The sequence below is a fragment of the Truepera sp. genome, from assembly GCA_032027045.1.
Taxonomy (GTDB): Bacteria; Deinococcota; Deinococci; order Deinococcales; family Trueperaceae; genus JAAYYF01.
The window spans coordinates 1,612,905-1,628,623 of the sequence record JAVSMU010000001.1 but is presented as its reverse complement, the minus strand read 5'-3'; the positions used below and the strand labels follow the sequence as shown (position 1 = coordinate 1,628,623).

Here is a 15,719-nt window from a genome sequence, read left to right as displayed (position 1 = left end):
CTGGTTCATGCCAAGTCCCCGGCTGCTCCTTTGGAGCCGGCCTCAGACCCGCACCTTCTTCTTACCCCCACCACGCTCCTTGAACACCATCCTGATGGGCACTTCCGAGAACGACACGTCCTCTTTGATGCGGTTTCGCAAGTAGTGCTCGTAAGGCCTTGTCAGCAGCGCCTCACTGTTGATCGAGAAGACGAACGTCGGCGGCGCCACGTCCACCTGGCTCACGTAAAGGAGCTTGAGAGGGCGCCCGGAGAAGTTCGGCGGCGACTGCCTGGCGGTCCATACCTCCAGCCAGCCGTTGAGTTCCGACGTGCTCACGCGCTTGTGCGAAGTGTCGTAAAGGCGCACGGCCGTGGCCAGTAGCTCGTGCAGCCCGAAGTCGGTGAGGGCGCTCGTGTACACCCGTGGCGCGGATTGAAGGTGAACGAGCTGCTGGTCGAGGCGCTGCCGGAACGGCTCCAACTGCTCGTCGGTGACGAGGTCCCACTTGTTGATGGCCGTCACGACGGGCTTGCCCCACTCGAGCGACAGGTTCGCCAGGTGCAACTCGTGATCGCCGAGTTCGAACGGGTCGATGACCAAGATGGCCACGTCGGCGCGCCTCAACGCCATCTCCGAACGCAGCCGCGCGTAGTACTCCAGGTCGCCGACGTCCTTGCGCGCCATCCCGGCCGTGTCGATGAGGGTGAACGGGCGGCCGCCGAACTCGAAATGGACGTCGACGGGATCGCGCGTGGTGCCCGGCACCTCTGCGACTATCACGCGCTCATCGCCGACCAGCGCGTTCACGAGGCTCGACTTGCCCACGTTCGGGCGTCCGATGATGGCGACTCGTACCGTGTCCTCCTCGACCTCGGCCTCCTGATCACCCATCAGCTCGGCCACGTGCGCGATCAGCTCGTGCGTCCCGATGGCGTGCTCGGCGGCCGTAACGAACGGGTCTCCGAAGCCCAGCGAGTAGAGGTCGAAGAACTCACCCGTCTCCGCGTGGCGCGGGTCGTCTACTTTCGTGGCCACCAACAGCACCGGCTTGTTCATCGACCTCAGCCAGTCGGCCACCTCGTGGTCGGCGGTGGCCACGCCGGCGCGACCGTCGACGCACAGCAGCACCAGGTCGACGCCCACCAGGGCGGCCTCGACCCGGGTCCTGATCGGCACCTCCCACCGGTCGCCGGACCACAGCCCACCCGTGTCCAGGAGCCGGAACGTGCGGCCGTCGTCGGTGGTGACCTCGCCCTGCTTGACGTCGCGCGTCACCCCCGGGACGTCAGCCACGATGGCGTCGCGGCGGCCCACGAGGCGGTTGAACAGGCTCGACTTGCCGACGTTCGGCCGGCCCACGATGGCGACGCTATACAAGGAGCACACCCGCTTTCACACCGCGCCCGTTGGCCCACGCCCGAGCGCTCATCGCCCCCTTGCCGGCGGGCTTCAAGATCGCGAGCTCCAACGCGCCGCCGCCCGTCGCTACCAGTAGCGATTCCTCGGCGACGCCCAGGACTTGCGCGGGAACCGCCTCTGGCGGCGTGGGCTCCGGCCACGGCGCGAGTTCGAGGACCTTGACGCGCTGCCCGGAGAACTCGAAGGAGGTCCCGGGCCACGCGGCGACGCCGCGGTGGCGGTTGAAGACCTGCTCGGCCGAGTCCTGCCACCTGAGGTGCCCGTCCTCGGGGGTCAAGGGCGGCGCCAGGGTGGCCGCGGAGTCGTCCTGCGGGGTGAGCGGCAAAGAGTCCGCCGCCAGGAGGGTAAGCGCCTCCATGAGAACCTCGGCTCCCAGGTCGGAGAGCGTCCTGGCCAAAGACACCGCGTCGTCCTGGGGTCTCACGGCCACCCGCCGTTGGAGGCGGATGGGACCGGTGTCGAGCCCCTCTTCGGTCTGCATGATGGTTATGCCGGACACCTCGTCGCCCGCCATGAGCGAGCGCTGGATCGGCGCGGCGCCACGCCATCTGGGCAGCAGGCTGGCGTGGACGTTCAACACGCCGTAACGAGGCACCTCCAGGAGTTCGGGCGGGAGGATCTTGCCGTATGCGGCCGTGACGCCCAGATCGGGTGCGAGGGACCGCAACTCCTCGATGAACTCCGGGTTCTTCCTGAGCCGGCGTGGCTGGGCCAGCGCGATCCCGGCGCTCTCGGCCAGCTTGGCCGCTGCCGGCTGCTTGAGGGTCATGCCCCTGCCCGCCGGTTTGGCCGGTTGGGTCACGACGAGGACCACGTGGTGCTGGCGCGCCAACGCTTCGAGCACTGGTACGGCGAACTCCGGGCTACCGAAGAAGACGACCCGCAGGGGCTTCAAGGCCTCACTGTGGCGCGGCCGGCTTGCCTCTCACGCCCACCCTTCTCGCCACGCAGGAACGCTTTGGCGTTCCGTTGCATCTCGGCGAGTTCGCGGCGGTTCTCCTCGAGGAAAGCGCGGCGCCGCGGTTCAGGCAGGTGATCGAAGTAGAAGACGCCCTCGAGGTGATCGTGCTCGTGCTGCAGGACGTGCGCGAAGTAGCCTTCGGCGGCGAGCGAGTGCTGGACGCCCCGCAGGTCTTGGTAGCTGACCTCGGTCACCAGGTCGCGGGGCACGTCCTCGGCGCTCAGGCCGGGGATCGACAAGCAGCCGTCACGAGCGAGCTGTTGGCCCGCCCGCCGCGTGATGACGGGGTTCACCAGCACATGCTCCGTTCCCCGCCGCCCACGGACGGCATCTGCGTCCGGGTCGGGCTCGGGTAGTTCCAGCGCGACGAACACGCGCAGTGGGACGCCGATCTGGGGCGCGGCAAGGCCGATCCCCTCCGCCGCGTACATGGTCTCGAGCATGTCGGCGGCGAGGGTGGCCAGCTCATCGTCGAAGCTGGTGACTGGTGACGCGCGCCTGCGCAGGACGGGATCGCCGAACAGGCGGATGGGGTGGATCAAGGTGCCTCCGGCAGGGTCAGCGCGGCAGTCGACCGGGGCCGTACTGCAGCGTGACGGTTGGCGTGCTGAGCGCCACCACCCCGCTGGGCAGGGTGAGGCGAACGGGAAGAGTATACCGGCCCCCGGCAGCCGGGTCCGTAGGCGGTTCTACCGTCGCTGGGGCGCTCGTCACGCCGGCGAGGGCCGTGGGGCTGCCCGCGACCTTGACCGATTCCGAGCTGAGGGTGGTGCCCGTGAGGTCCGGAGCGCTGGGCGCGGTGAATTCGAGCGGCACGTCCTTGACGCGCAACACCTCGCTGGCCACGAATGTGACGGCCACGCTGCCGGGTTCGAAGGTCACGTTGGCCACAGGCAGCCCCCGGCCGTCGAGTGCGAGGAGCGGAACGGTGCCGCCGCTCGCGGGGGCGAGAGCCACGGCGCGCGTCACTTGGCCTAGGACCTGGGCGAGACCCGTCATCGTTACGCGAGCTGGCTGGGCGCTCGCCGCGAGCTCGGTTCCGGCCGGCGCCGGGCCCAGGAGGGCCACCTCGACCGCTATCGTCCGGCTGGTGACTTGCTCGAGGTAGCCGATGACGTCGGAGGGGTTCACGCTGAGCAAGCGGATGTCGGATGGGGTCTGGACCAAGATCTTGCGCTCGAAATCCGTAGTGGCGTCACCGAGGTCGAGCGACGCTCGCAGCTGGTCGGCCTTGAGGCGGTCGACCCGCGCGCTGGGGCCCGCGACGCTCACCTCGACCACCTCGGGCACGCCTACCGCGCTGGCGCCGGTGGGCACGCCGTCGACTTCGAGCGGCAGCAGGAACGAACGCTGCGTGGTGCTCGTGCTGGTGGAGGTCACCAGGGCCCAGACGATCAGGGCGGCGAGCACTGACAGGAGCTTGCTCGGCCAGTTGCGCAGCAGCCGCCTGAGCAGTTCGACGATCAGGCCCCAGACGCCGATCATGAGGAGTAGGCCTCCCTAAGGGCCTTGAGCACTTCGGCGGGCGCGATGTCGGTGGTCAGCACACCGTCTTGCGCGATGCTGACGGTGCCGCGTTCCTCGCTGACCACGACCACCAGGGCATCGGAGAGTTCGGAGAGGCCCAGGGCGGCGCGGTGCCTGGTCCCGTGCTTGACGGACCAGCCCTCGTGCTTGTCGGATAGTGGCAGCACCACGCCGGCGTGCGTCACCAGGTCCTCCTTGACGACGACGGCGCCGTCGTGGAGGGGTCCTGTGGACGCGAAGATCGTCTGCAGTAGTGCGGCGCTCACCGGCGCCCCGATGATCACTCCGCGGTCGGCGTACTCCTTCAGGGGAGTGCGCCTCTCGATCGCCACCAGTGCGCCCTTGCGTTGGCTCGCCAGCTCGCGGACGGCGGCCATGATCTCGGTGACCGGGTCGGCGCTGATGGCGCGTTGCATGCGGCCGCGGCCGACTCGTTCGAGGACCGCCCTGAGCTCGGGTTGGAAGACGACCACCACGGCCACGAAGCCGGCGGGCGCGATGGCGTCGAACAGCCACTTGGTTGCCTGCAGGCCGAACTGGCCGGCGAGGAACCATAGCCCCGCGACGGCCAGCAGGCCACGGAGCACGTTCCATGCCCGCGTGCCCCTGAGGAGGGCGTAGCTTTGGTATAGCAGCACGGCGATTATCAGGATGTCTAGGACGTCCTGGATACCGAAGCCTTCGAAGATCGACAAGCGTACTCCTCCGCAGAGAAGGCGAGGATATCACGTCCCGGCGCGGTCTCCCTGGCTCGACCCAAGACCCGCGGCGCCTGCTAGAGTGATTCCGGAGGGCACCATGCCTGATGCGACGTTGAACCAACTGCGAGAGAGAATCCAGGACCTACGGGGGTATCTTTGACTTGGCTTCCAAGCAAGCCAAGCTGGAACTCCTGGAACCACAACTGAACGACCCGGACCTCTGGAACGACCCCGACCGTGCTCGGCAGGTGAACCAGGAAGCCACGCACTTGAGGCGCGTGCTGGACGAGTTCGGCGCCATCTCGGGCGATGTGGAGGGCCTGACGGAGCTGTTCGAGTTGGCCACGCCGGAGGAGGCGGGCGAGCTGGAGGCCGAGATGGACAGTGTGGCGGCCAGGCTCGACAAGCTCTACCGCGAGACCCTCTTCAACGGCGCCCACGACCAGTCCGCCGCCATCCTCACCATCAAGCCGGGAGCCGGTGGCACGGAGTCCTCCGACTGGGCGGGCATGCTGTTGCGCATGTACCGACGCTTCGCGGAGCGCCACGGCATGCAGGTCGAACTGCTCGACCTGGTGCCGAACCATGACGCGCCCAACGGCATCGAGTACGCCCAGCTGATAGTGAGGGGAGAACGCGCGTTCGGGATGCTGCGCGTGGAGGGCGGGGTGCACCGCCTCGTCAGGGTTAGCCCGTTCGACTCGCAGAGCCGGCGGCACACGTCGTTCGCCTCGGTCGACGTCATGCCGGAGATCGACGACAGCTACGACCTGAAGATCGATCCGAAGGACGTCAGGGTGGACGTCTATCGCTCCAGCGGCCCCGGCGGCCAGTCGGTGAACACTACCGACTCGGCGGTGCGGGTGGTCTACAAGGCCGGAACGCCGGAGGAGATCATCGTCACCATCCAAGACGGCAAGTCGCAGATCAAGAACCGCGAGAAGGCGATGACCGTGTTGCGCTCGCGCATCTTCGAGCGCGAGGAGCAGCGGCGGCTCGAGGAGCAGCACCGCGCCCGCGGCGAGCAGAAGGCCATCGAATGGGGCTCGCAGATCCGCTCCTACGTGCTCGACAAGCAGTACGTCAAGGACCACCGCACCGCCGCCATGCGGCACGACCCCGACAACGTCTTGGACGGCGACATCGAGGACCTGATCTGGGACGGCCTGGAGTGGGCGGCCAAGTCCGAGATGGCCGCCTGAACCCGGGTGGCGCGCATTCTCGCAATCGCCGATGCCGTCTCGCCCGTCGTCTATTCAAGCAACTTTCCCGGCAACCTGGCGCCGTTCGACGTCGTGCTCAGCGCCGGCGACATGCCGGGCGAGGTGCTCGAGTTCGTGGCCACGAAGACCCGCGTCTCGCCGCTGTTCGTGTTCGGTAACCACGCGTCCGGCTACCTGCGCGACCCGCACACCGACGAGCTGCGCCCCCCTGGCGGGTGCATAGACATGCACATGCGGGTCGTGACGGTGGCCGGCCTGATAGTCGTGGGCATCGAGGGCAGCCTGCGCTACCGTCCGGGCCCCCACCAGTACACTCAGGCCGCCTTCCGCCAGATGGTCATGCGCTTGGCGCCGCGGCTGTGGTGGAACAAGCGGCGTCACGGCCGCGCGGTAGACGTGCTCCTCACCCACGCCGCGCCGCGGGGCCCCAACGAGGGCGACGACCCGGTTCACGCGGGGGTGGCGGCCTTCAACCACTTCCACCGGCTGTTCAAGCCCAGGCTGCACGTTCACGGGCACGTCCACTTGGTCGGCGCCAACGCCCCGCGGAGCTACGTGTCCGCCGAGGGCGTTCGCGTGGTCAACGCCTACGAGTTCACGCTGATCGACCTGTAGTCGCGCCGCGTTACAAGGTGGAGTGGCGCCGCGCTACAAGGCCGGACCGGCGCCGCCGACGATAATGGACTCATGCAGCAACGAGAACCCGCTCACCATGCCACTGAGGTCGTCGCCGCCGCCTTGGGTGGCGCCAGCGTCATCACCGTCGCCGGGCCGGACGCGGCCGCCTTCTTGCAGGGCCAACTCGCCAACGACGTGGCCGGCATGGAGAACCCCGCCGCTCGCAGGTCGCTCTACTTGAACCACAAGGGCCACGCCATCGCCGAGGTCCTGGTGTTGCGCCGGGGCCGCCAAGAGTTCGCCCTGCTGGAGGAGGGTGGCGCGGCCGCCTGGGTGGAGGCCGAGCTCGTGCGTCACGTCATCTTCGACGAGGTCCAGGTGGGCTCCCCCAGGCCTGCCGCCCTGGTGAGCGTCCAGGGTGAGGGGGCCGGCGCGGTGCTCGAAGCCGCATTCGGCCTCGCAGCCCCCGCACCCGGCGCCGTGGCGGTCGGCACCGCGCCGACGGGCGAGCAGCTGACCGTTTGGGCCCGCCGGCGCTCGGAGTCCGGTGGCTACGACCTGCTCGTCGAGGGGTCGCCCGACTCGGCTGCGGTGCTCTTGGAGGCACTCGAGGCGGGCGGCGCACGAGACGTCGGCGCCGCCGGTCTCGACCTGCTGCGGGTGAGGGCGTTGCTGGCCCTGGCGCCACAAGACGCGGGCGAGGGCGTGCTGCCCCAGGAGGCCGGACTCGAGGCCGCGCTGTCGTACCGCAAGGGCTGCTACTTGGGCCAGGAGATCATGGCGCGCATCGAGGCGCGCGGCAAGCTCCGTCGGGGCCTGGTGCGCCTGCGTCTGGGCTCGGACCCCCGCCTTGCGAGCGTGACGGGTGCGGCAGGCGAGGCGGGAGCCGCGGGCGCGACCGGGGCTGCGGGCGCGACGGGGGCTGCGGGCGCAAGGGGGGCAGCGGGCGCGACGAGCGCAGGCTCGCGAGAGCTTCGCTTCGACGGCCGCGTCGTCGGTCTGCTCGGAACGGTGGCCGATTCGGGTGACGGTTTCGAGGCCCTGGCGGTTCTGAGGCGAGACCTCCCGGGCGACGCCCGTGTGGTGGCCCCGGGAGACGTCGACGCCGTGGTGGTGGGCGCGAGCAGCGCGTAACGCGGGTCCTCGCCGCCCGTATGGCGGGTCCTCGCCGCCCGTTAGGCGGGCTCTGGCCGAGCGGTCGCGCTTCGGTTTCGACCCCGAGCGCGTGCTCGGCTGCGGACGAGGCCGCGCGCGGCGCCTATAATGCCCTTATGAAGCCTAGAGATGCGTGGCTGGCCGAAGAGTACGCAGCCGCTACCGAGAGGGTGCCGGAACGCGACGCGCTCTTCGAGACCCTGTCGGGTATCCCGGTGGCGCCCCTTTACACCGAGGAGGACCTCGCCGGCTTCGATGCGGCCGAGCAGCTCGGTTACCCCGGCAGTTTCCCGTTCACCCGCGGCGTGCAGGCGAGCATGTACCGCAGCAAGCTCTGGACCATGCGGATGTTCGCCGGTTTCGGCACGGCCGAACAGACGAACGAGCGGTTCCACAAGCTTCTAGAGGCTGGGCAGACCGGTCTGTCTACGGCCTTCGACCTGCCGACCCTGATGGGCTACGACTCCGACCACCCCATGGCCCTGGGCGAGGTCGGCAAGTGCGGCGTCGCCGTCTCCAGCCTCGCCGACATGGAGATCCTTTTCGAGGGCATAGACCCCGAGAAGATCACCACCTCGATGACCATCAACAGTCCGGCGAACGCCATCTGGGCCATGTACCTGGCGATGGCGGAGCGCAAGGGCGCCGACCTCACCGAAGTCGGTGGCACGCTCCAGAACGACATCCTCAAGGAGTTCATCGCCCAGAAGGAGTACATCTTCCCGCCGGCGCCCAGCGTCAAGCTCGTCATCGACACGTTCGAGTGGGGGCCGCAAGTAGCGCCGCGCTTCAATTTCATCTCGGTGTCCGGCTATCACATCCGCGAGGCGGGCTCCACCAGCGTGCAGGAGCTGGCGTTCACGCTCGCGGACGGCATCCATTACGTGCGCAAGGCGCTCGAGCGCGGGCTCGACATCGACGAGTTCGCGCCACGCATCTCGTTCTTCTTCAACGTCCACAACGACTTCTTCGAGGAGATCGCCAAGTTCAGGGCCGCACGGCGCATCTGGGCTCGGCAGATGCGCGACGTGTTCGGCGCCAAGGACCCGAGGTCGTGGATGCTGCGGACCCACGCCCAGACCGCCGGCGTGTCCCTCACCGCGCGCCAGCCGCTGGTCAACGTGGCGCGCGTCGCCATCCAGGCGCTGGCCGGCGTGCTCGGCGGCACCAACTCGCTGCACACCGATTCCTTCGACGAGGCGCTCGCCCTGCCTACGGAGGAAGCCGCCACCCTGGCCCTGCGCACGCAACAGGTCGTGGCCTACGAGAGCGGCGTAACCAACACGATCGACCCGTTGGCGGGCTCTTACTACCTGGAGAGCCTGACCGACGAGATGGAGCGGCTCACGCTCGAGTACTTCGAGAACATCGACGCGCTCGGCGGGGTGGAGAAGGCGATCGAGGCCGGCTACTTCGCCCGCGAGATCGGCGACGCGAGCTGGCGCCAGCAACGTGAGATCGACGATCACAAGCGTCTCGTCGTCGGCGTGAACGCCTTCGAGCAGGACGTTCCCGAGGTCCCCATCCAGCTCGTCGACCCGGCCGTCGCTCGCGTTCAGACCGAGCGCCTCGCCAAGGTGCGCCGCGAACGCGACGTCGCGGCCGTCGAGTCGGCGCTCGCCGACCTCGAGGAGCGCGCGAGGACGGGCAGCAACACCATGCCGGCCTTCATGAGCGCCGCGCGCGCGTACTGCACGCTCGGCGAACAGATGGACGTGCTGCGCGCCGTCTACGGCGTCTACGAAGAGCCGGTGCTCATCTGATGAGCGCCGCCGGAGGAGATCGAATGGACAGGCCCATCCGCGTCCTCATAGCCAAGCCCGGCCTGGACGGCCACGACCGCGGCGCGAAGGTCATCGCGCGCGCCCTCCGGGACGGTGGCATGGAGGTCATCTACACGGGGCTCAGGCAGACGTCGGAGATGATCGTCAACGCCGCTATCCAAGAAGACGTCGATGCCGTCGGCCTCTCGGTGCTCTCGGGCGCCCACATGCATTACTTCCGCGAGGTGGCGGCGGCGCTCGAGGCAAAGGACGCCTCCGACGTGCTCCTCTTCGGCGGCGGCATCGTTCCTGATCAGGACTTGCCGGCCCTAGCCGAACTCGGCGTCGGCCGCATCTTCACACCGGGCGCCAGCACGAATGACGTGGTGGACTACGTTCGTGCCGAGGTCGGGCGGCGTCGGGGCGCCGCAGCCTCCCCCTGACTCATGACTTTCTCAAGATTGACTTGGTACCGTAGCCTCGCCATCTTCCTGCGAGGGGACCCGAAGTCTTGCGAAAATCAGCAGCCGCCGCCCGTATTACGTTGTCAGCTTCCGCCATACTGCTGGCTATCGCCGCCTTCAACTTCGCTGGAGCCGAGGCATACGCGCTCAAGACGGTTCGCCCCGGCGATTCCGTCGGTCTGATCGCCGAGCGCTACGGCATCTCGGTAGACGCCCTCCTGGCCGCGAACGACCTGAACGGTACGATCATCAGGCCGGGCGACGTGCTGCGCGTGCCGTACGTCGCCGCGGTCGGTGGTCCCGCCAGCGACAGCCTGCAGACGCCACCCGGATTCACCTGGTACCAGCTCGGTGAAGGGGAGACCCTCAGCGCCGTCGCGGGCCGCTTCGGCCTGTCGATAGGCGCGCTGGTCGGGGCCAACCCCGACATATCTTCACTGGACCGGCTGCCCAGCGGCTTCGAACTGCTGATCCCACCGAGCGCCGGCCTCGTCGTCCGCCTTGGGGAAGGCGAGAGCGTGCTCGACCTCATCGCGCGCTACGACCTGGACCCCGCCACCTTCGCGAGGGCCAACGGCCTGCGCTCCCCCTTCGACGTCGCCCCGGGCATGTTCCTCTTCCTGCCGAACGTGGCGCCCACCGAGGCCCTGGCGCGGCTCCAGAAGGTCCGGGAGGCGGAGAACCGCTACTTGTGGCCGGTTCACGGTCGACTGACCTCGTACTTCGGCCCGAGGAACCTCGGCATGGGAACGTCCAGCTTCCATCGCGGCATCGACATCGCCGCGCCTAGCGGTACGCCCGTGGGCGCCGCCCGCGCCGGCACCGTCACGTACGCAGGCTGGTCTTCGCGAGGTTACGGCAACCTGATCCGCATACGGCACGCCGACGGCAGTGAGGGCTGGTACGGCCACCTGAGCTCCATCAGTGTTTCCGTGGGCCAGTACGTCAACCAGTCGGAGCGTATCGGCCGAGTCGGCTCCACCGGACTCTCGACCGGCCCTCACCTTCACTTCGAGGTGCACGAGCGCTCCGGCGCCGCCAGGGACCCGCTGGGCGTCCTGCCCTAGTCCTTCACCCCTTGGAAGCGTGCGGGCCCGTGACCCGAAGGCCACGGGCCCGCTTCACTGTTCTGTAACGGGTTCAGTCCTCCTGCTTGTGATAGAGGATGCGGCCGCAACTCGGGCAGCGTGTCACGCCCTCGCCCCGGCGCACCTGTTGCACCACGAAGATGGGGAGGCGCACGTTGCAGCCGCTGCAGGTGCTGTTGCCGATGACCTCGGCCAAACCGACGCCGCGCCGCGCTTTGCGTACCTGCTCGTACTGCTTCAGGAGCGAAGGCGTGATCTCCCTCGCCAACGCCTCGCGCTCGGCCTTCACGCTTGCGCTCTGCGCGTCGACCGCAGCCACGCGGTCGTCCTCGGCCTTGCGCAGCGCCTCGAGTTCGGGCACGAGCGCATCCAACTCGTCGCGCAGAGCGGCCAGCTCCTGCTCCAGGGCCTCCTGGCTCTCCAGGAGCGGCATGGTGTCTTCCTCCAACTCGGAGATCCGGGTAGCGAACTGCAGCTCCTGGTTCTGGAACTGCGACGCCTCCTTCGACGTCGAGGCGCGAACGGCGGAATCGGCGGCCGCTCGGCGGCGCTCCTGAAGCGTCTTGAGCTCCAGCTCGTTGGAGTTCACTCGTTTGCGTAGCACGTCGCGGTCCTGCTCCTTGAGCGCCATGAGCTGCTCGAGCCGGCGCTTCTTCGCGTCGGTAGCGACCAGTTCATGTGGGACCTGGCCGCGGTCCTCACGTAAGGCGTCCAGCTTGAGATCGAACGTTTGCACTTCGGCCAATCGGTTCAGCATCACGCCTCCACTAACGAAGAACCCCCGCCCGGTAGTTGATGGGCGAGGGTTCGCTGTGCATAAGGGAAGAAGTTCGAATCACGGCCCCGAGTTTAGCACGCGCCCCGGCGAGTTAGACTCAACCAGCATGTTCGAAGACTCGCCCGAAGCGTTCATATCGCGCTGGCAACGGCACGCCGCCGAGGTCGAGGTGTTCCCACGCATCGAGGGCAGCCCGCTACTAGAGTGCCGAGTGGGTAACGCGCTCCTGCAACTCTTCGAACGCACCGGGCCTTACATCTCGCGTCCTGGGCGGCAGCTGGCCATCATCCACCCGATCACCGACGACCTCGAGAAGCTGGAACCCGGCGGCGGCCCGCCCGAACTGGCCGCCGCAGGCATCAGCCGCTTGGAGGCGCGGGGCACCGTGATCGCGATCGAGGACAAGATCGTCGTGGTCGATGCCGGCGCGCCCCTCGTGGTCGGCGTCCTCGGCGAGCGCCCCCAAGGGCTGGCGGTCGGGGACTTCGTTCGACTCGAGAGCACCTCGCCGGTTCACGGCTTCGTGGTGGATAGCCACTCGCCCTACTCTGCGCACCCCAGGCGTGAGCGCCACGACGATCACATCTGAACCCGGTAGTCACGCCGCTCACGGGGGTCGGTCGGGCCGGCCACGGCTGACGCCCGCTCCGTCTGCTAAAGTGCTCCGTCATGCCCCGAGTCATCCTTAGCCGCAAAGATCCCCGGCCCGTCGAGATCACCCCCGCTCGCGTGCGGGGCGTGGCGGCCGGTTCGCCGGCCGCTGTGGCCGGAGTACGCGAGGGCTGGGAGCTTCACAAGGTGAACGGCAAGCCGATCCCCGACATCCTCGCGTACCGGCGTGAACTGGAAGGCGGCGACGCCGCCCTCGAACTTCGGGAGCCGACCAGCGGCAAGGAAGCCGTCTTCAGGGTCGGTTGGGAGGAGCCGGGGCTCGAGTTCGACGACGTCATCTTCGACGGCATCAGGCTGTGCGCCAACCACTGCGACTTCTGCTACATCCACCAGATGCCCAAGGGGATGCGCAAGAGCCTCTACATCATGGACGACGACTTTCGCACCTCGTTCCTCTACGGCTCCTTCGTGACCCTCACCAACCTCCGCGAGGAGGACGTGAGGCGCATCTTGGACGAGAACCTGAGCCCGCTCTACGTCAGCGTGCACACCGCCAACGAGCAGAAGCGGGCCGAGCTGATGAACTGGTGGCCCAACAAGGTGCCGCTCGAGGAGGCCGTCAGCGTCCGCGGCATGATCGAACGACTGGAGAGCATCGAGCTGTACACCCAGATGGTGCTGTTGCCGGGCCGCAACGACGGCGACGACCTGGACGAGACGCTGTCGTACCTCGCCTCGCGGCCCAACGTCCTCGCGGCGGCCACCGTGCCCGTCGGCCTCACCGGCCACCGCGGCCATCTCACCGACCTGGCGCCGTACACGCCGGAGCAGGCCGCCGACGTGATCGAGCGCGTCCAGCGCTTTCAGGAGCGCATGCTGGCGGAGCGCGGCACCCGCTTCGTGTTCGCCTCCGACGAGTTCTACATCCGCGCCGGCCTGCCACTGCCCGAGGACGAGGCCTACGAGGGCTACGCGATGCTCGAGAACGGCGTTGGGATGGTCCGTGATTTCCTGGCGCGGGGCATGGCCGTAGAACCGCCCGAACGGTTGGAACGACCGCGCCGCGTGCTCCTGGCCACCGGGCGCCTGTTCGCGCCGGTGCTTAGCGAGGCGCTGGCGCCCCTTGCGAGCGTGGAGGGTCTGGAGCTCGAGGTGCGGGCCATCACCAACCGCACCTTCGGCGAGGTCACCACGGTGGCGGGGCTCCTGGCCGGCCGCGACATCATCGCAGGAGTGCAGAAGGGGGAGGCCGACCTGCTTCTCTTGTCACCGAACATGTTCAAGTACGGCACCGAGACCATGCTCGACGACCGCACCCGAAGCGAGGTGCAAGACGAGTTGGGCATGCGCGTGGCCATCGGCGGCACGAACCTCGCCGAGCTCGTGGAGACCATCCTCACGGGCGAGGTCCATGATCACCTGCCGAGCATCGGCTTCTCCACTCACGCCATCAAGGAAGCCGCCAAACAGCATTGACCGCGCCTCTCGCCACGAAGTCGCGCTCGGCGCTGGCGACGCTACTGTCGTTCGTCAAGTTCGAACACACGCTCTTCGCGCTGCCGTTCGCGTACGGGGGCATGCTCCTGGCCGCCGGTGGCTGGCCGGGCTGGAGAGCGTTCGGCCTGGTCACCCTCGCCATGATCGGCGCACGCACCGCGGCCATGGCCGCCAACCGCGGCATCGACGCCCGGCTCGACGCGCTGAACCCACGAACGGCTGGCCGTGAGATCCCAACGGGGAAACTGACCGAACGCGACGCCTGGGTCGTAACGCTCGTGAGCCTCGCCCTGTTGGCGGTGGCCGCTGCCCTCCTCAACCGGCTGACCTTGGTTCTGCTTCCCGTGGCCGTGGCCTTCTTGATCGCCTACCCGTACACCAAGCGCTTCACGTGGGCCTGCCACCTCTGGCTCGGCGTCACCATCGGCGCGGCCGCCGCGGGCGGGTACATAGCCGTGAGCGGCCAGTTCACGGCCGTGGCCTGGCTGCTGTGGCTCGGCGTTGCTGCTTGGATCGGCGGTTTCGACGTGGTCTACGGCGTCCTCGACCTCGAATTCGATCTGCGCAACGGCGTGCATAGCGTCCCCGCGCGCTTCGGGGTCCCGGCAGCGCTGCGCGCCGCGGCCGGCGCCCACGTCGTCACGGTGCTCGCGTTGGCGGCGGTGCCTCTCTTCGCGCCGCTTGGCGCCGGGTACTGGGCGGCGCTCGGGCTTACCGCCTGCGTGCTCCTCGGCGAGCACGTAGCGCTCGCGCGCCATGACGTCGGGGCCGTGCTGGCGGCGTTCAACGTGAACATGGTGGTGGGCCCCGTCATGTTGCTGGGGATCGTCCTTGGGCTGGCCTGGTGACGGTGGTCGATGGCGGCCCTTCGAGCTAAGGCATGAGGCGCTTCTTTCGCCGCCTGATCGGATCGGCGTTGATCGTGATCGCCCTGGCCCTGGTGGGCGCCAAGGCGTGGATCGCCCTGGAAGGGCCGTACATCGAGGCCCTGCCGCCATACCCCTACTGCGCCGAGGCGGAACGCGCAACCCGCGCGGGCGAGCTGACGGTGGCCATGGAACTGGCCGAGGCGGGCGGCTGCGTCGACGAGTTGGCGAACGCCCGGCAAGGCTTCGACCACCTCGGCGCCAGGCTGGGCCGCTGCCTGAGCGGCGTCTGGACCGGCGTGGGCGACGACGCTTACGGCATCACGTGCGCCGTCGCCAGCGACGTGGTGGTCTTCGGCGACGTGCGCGACCTCACGCGGCAAGGCGTGGCGTGGCTGCGCGGCGAGGAGACCGACGAGGTGCTGGCGGCCCTATCGGCGGCCGGCATAGCACTGACCTTCACGCCCCAGGTCGACGCGGGCGTGGCCCTGCTCAAGGCGGCGCGGCGCGTCGGGTCGCTGGGCGAGCGCCTGGCGAAGAGCGTCGTCAGGCTCGTGCGCCAGCGTGCCTGGAAGCCACTCGGCGGCATGCTCACGGACGCCGGGCGCATCAGCCTCAAGGTCGGACCGGCGCGCGCCACCAAGGTCTTGGCTTACGCCGACGATGCGGACGAACTCGCCGCGCTGGTGCGCTACGTGGATGAGGTTCGAAGCCCCCTGCTGGGCCTCAAGTGGGGCGGCAAGTCGGCCACCCGGCTGGCGGACGCCGAGCTGTACTCCAAGGCCCTGGTGCGCGGCGCGCCGGGCTTGAGGCTGGCGGCCCGCCGCGGGGGTAAGGCGTTGCTGGCACGCCAGCCACTGCTGGTGTTCGCAGCCAAGTCGTTGTGGAAGAACCCCGAGGCGTTCACCGCCCTCGTCGCCTTCATCGCCCGCCGGGCCACGTGGCCCTGGATCGGGTTGGCTGCGGGGTTGCTCATCGTTACCGGGGGCGCGATCTTCGGTGTCGGGCGGCGGCCCGGAGCGCTTGCGGCGGCTTGACCCGGGTTCGTGCCTCACGTACACTCGC

The 15,719-nt window shown here is 68.6% G+C and carries 16 protein-coding genes; 10 read left to right on the top strand and 6 right to left on the bottom strand.

Annotation, left to right across the window (positions count from 1 at the left end):
* Positions 1 to 42: 42 nt before the first annotated feature.
* From der to cdaA, 5 genes are read right to left on the bottom strand one after another with little or no spacing between them, the layout of a single operon-like run.
* Positions 43 to 1,341 (bottom strand): ribosome biogenesis GTPase Der, encoded by a 1,299-nt coding sequence (gene der, locus ROY82_07500; protein ID MDT3682303.1) that lies wholly within the window; start codon positions 1,339 to 1,341, stop codon positions 43 to 45.
* Between the two features lie 10 nt (positions 1,342 to 1,351).
* Entirely contained in the window at positions 1,352 to 2,296 is a 945-nt protein-coding gene (fmt, locus tag ROY82_07495; GenBank protein MDT3682302.1) for a methionyl-tRNA formyltransferase, read from the bottom strand.
* Positions 2,293 to 2,904: a peptide deformylase gene (gene def, locus ROY82_07490; protein MDT3682301.1), complete on the bottom strand. Its 612-nt coding sequence runs from the start codon at positions 2,902 to 2,904 to the stop codon at positions 2,293 to 2,295. Before def ends, fmt begins: the two co-directional genes overlap by 4 nt.
* 16 nt (positions 2,905 to 2,920) lie before the next feature.
* Positions 2,921 to 3,847, bottom strand: coding sequence for a hypothetical protein (locus ROY82_07485; protein ID MDT3682300.1), 927 nt, complete (start codon positions 3,845 to 3,847; stop codon positions 2,921 to 2,923).
* A complete protein-coding gene (cdaA, locus tag ROY82_07480; protein MDT3682299.1) occupies positions 3,844 to 4,584 on the bottom strand; it encodes a diadenylate cyclase CdaA in 741 nt (246 codons plus the stop codon). The genes ROY82_07485 and cdaA overlap by 4 nt, the downstream gene beginning before the upstream one ends.
* A gap of 103 nt (positions 4,585 to 4,687) precedes the next feature.
* On the opposite strand from cdaA, the gene prfB reads away from it, so the two are divergent.
* The 6 genes from prfB (at position 4,688) to ROY82_07450 (ending at position 10,880) form a co-directional block, all read left to right on the top strand.
* Positions 4,688 to 5,792 (top strand): peptide chain release factor 2 gene (gene prfB, locus ROY82_07475; protein ID MDT3682298.1). Its coding sequence is split into 2 segments (ribosomal slippage): positions 4,688 to 4,747 and positions 4,749 to 5,792, totalling 1,104 coding nucleotides; the frame shifts between segments, so codons are not numbered across the junction.
* Between the two features lie 6 nt (positions 5,793 to 5,798).
* Complete coding sequence (locus ROY82_07470) at positions 5,799 to 6,428, top strand: hypothetical protein (GenBank protein MDT3682297.1); 630 nt, start codon at positions 5,799 to 5,801, stop codon at positions 6,426 to 6,428.
* Between the two features lie 72 nt (positions 6,429 to 6,500).
* Positions 6,501 to 7,565, top strand: a complete 1,065-nt coding sequence (locus ROY82_07465) for a hypothetical protein (protein ID MDT3682296.1) — start codon at positions 6,501 to 6,503, stop codon at positions 7,563 to 7,565.
* 137 nt (positions 7,566 to 7,702) lie between these two features.
* Positions 7,703 to 9,349 carry a methylmalonyl-CoA mutase family protein gene (locus tag ROY82_07460; GenBank protein MDT3682295.1) on the top strand — a complete coding sequence of 549 codons (1,647 nt, stop codon included), beginning with the start codon at positions 7,703 to 7,705 and terminating at the stop codon, positions 9,347 to 9,349.
* A 23-nt stretch (positions 9,350 to 9,372) separates the two neighbouring features.
* The gene (locus tag ROY82_07455; GenBank protein ID MDT3682294.1) at positions 9,373 to 9,792 is read left to right on the top strand and encodes a cobalamin B12-binding domain-containing protein; all 420 of its coding nucleotides are present in this window, start codon (positions 9,373 to 9,375) and stop codon (positions 9,790 to 9,792) included.
* 101 nt (positions 9,793 to 9,893) lie between these two features.
* Positions 9,894 to 10,880, top strand: a complete 987-nt coding sequence (locus ROY82_07450; protein ID MDT3682293.1) for a M23 family metallopeptidase — start codon at positions 9,894 to 9,896, stop codon at positions 10,878 to 10,880.
* A 73-nt stretch (positions 10,881 to 10,953) separates the two neighbouring features.
* Here the strand turns inward: ROY82_07450 and ROY82_07445 are convergent, their stop codons facing one another.
* Positions 10,954 to 11,658, bottom strand: coding sequence for a C4-type zinc ribbon domain-containing protein (locus ROY82_07445; GenBank protein ID MDT3682292.1), 705 nt, complete (start codon positions 11,656 to 11,658; stop codon positions 10,954 to 10,956).
* Between the two features lie 127 nt (positions 11,659 to 11,785).
* On the opposite strand from ROY82_07445, the gene ROY82_07440 reads away from it, so the two are divergent.
* The 4 genes from ROY82_07440 (at position 11,786) to ROY82_07425 (ending at position 15,691) form a co-directional block, all read left to right on the top strand.
* Positions 11,786 to 12,268 (top strand): hypothetical protein, encoded by a 483-nt coding sequence (locus ROY82_07440; GenBank protein ID MDT3682291.1) that lies wholly within the window; start codon positions 11,786 to 11,788, stop codon positions 12,266 to 12,268.
* 80 nt (positions 12,269 to 12,348) lie between these two features.
* Positions 12,349 to 13,767 (top strand): DUF512 domain-containing protein, encoded by a 1,419-nt coding sequence (locus ROY82_07435; GenBank protein MDT3682290.1) that lies wholly within the window; start codon positions 12,349 to 12,351, stop codon positions 13,765 to 13,767.
* Positions 13,764 to 14,636 carry a UbiA-like polyprenyltransferase gene (locus ROY82_07430; GenBank protein ID MDT3682289.1) on the top strand — a complete coding sequence of 291 codons (873 nt, stop codon included), beginning with the start codon at positions 13,764 to 13,766 and terminating at the stop codon, positions 14,634 to 14,636. Before ROY82_07435 ends, ROY82_07430 begins: the two co-directional genes overlap by 4 nt.
* A 32-nt stretch (positions 14,637 to 14,668) precedes the next feature.
* Complete coding sequence (locus tag ROY82_07425) at positions 14,669 to 15,691, top strand: hypothetical protein (GenBank protein ID MDT3682288.1); 1,023 nt, start codon at positions 14,669 to 14,671, stop codon at positions 15,689 to 15,691.
* Positions 15,692 to 15,719 lie beyond the last annotated feature (28 nt).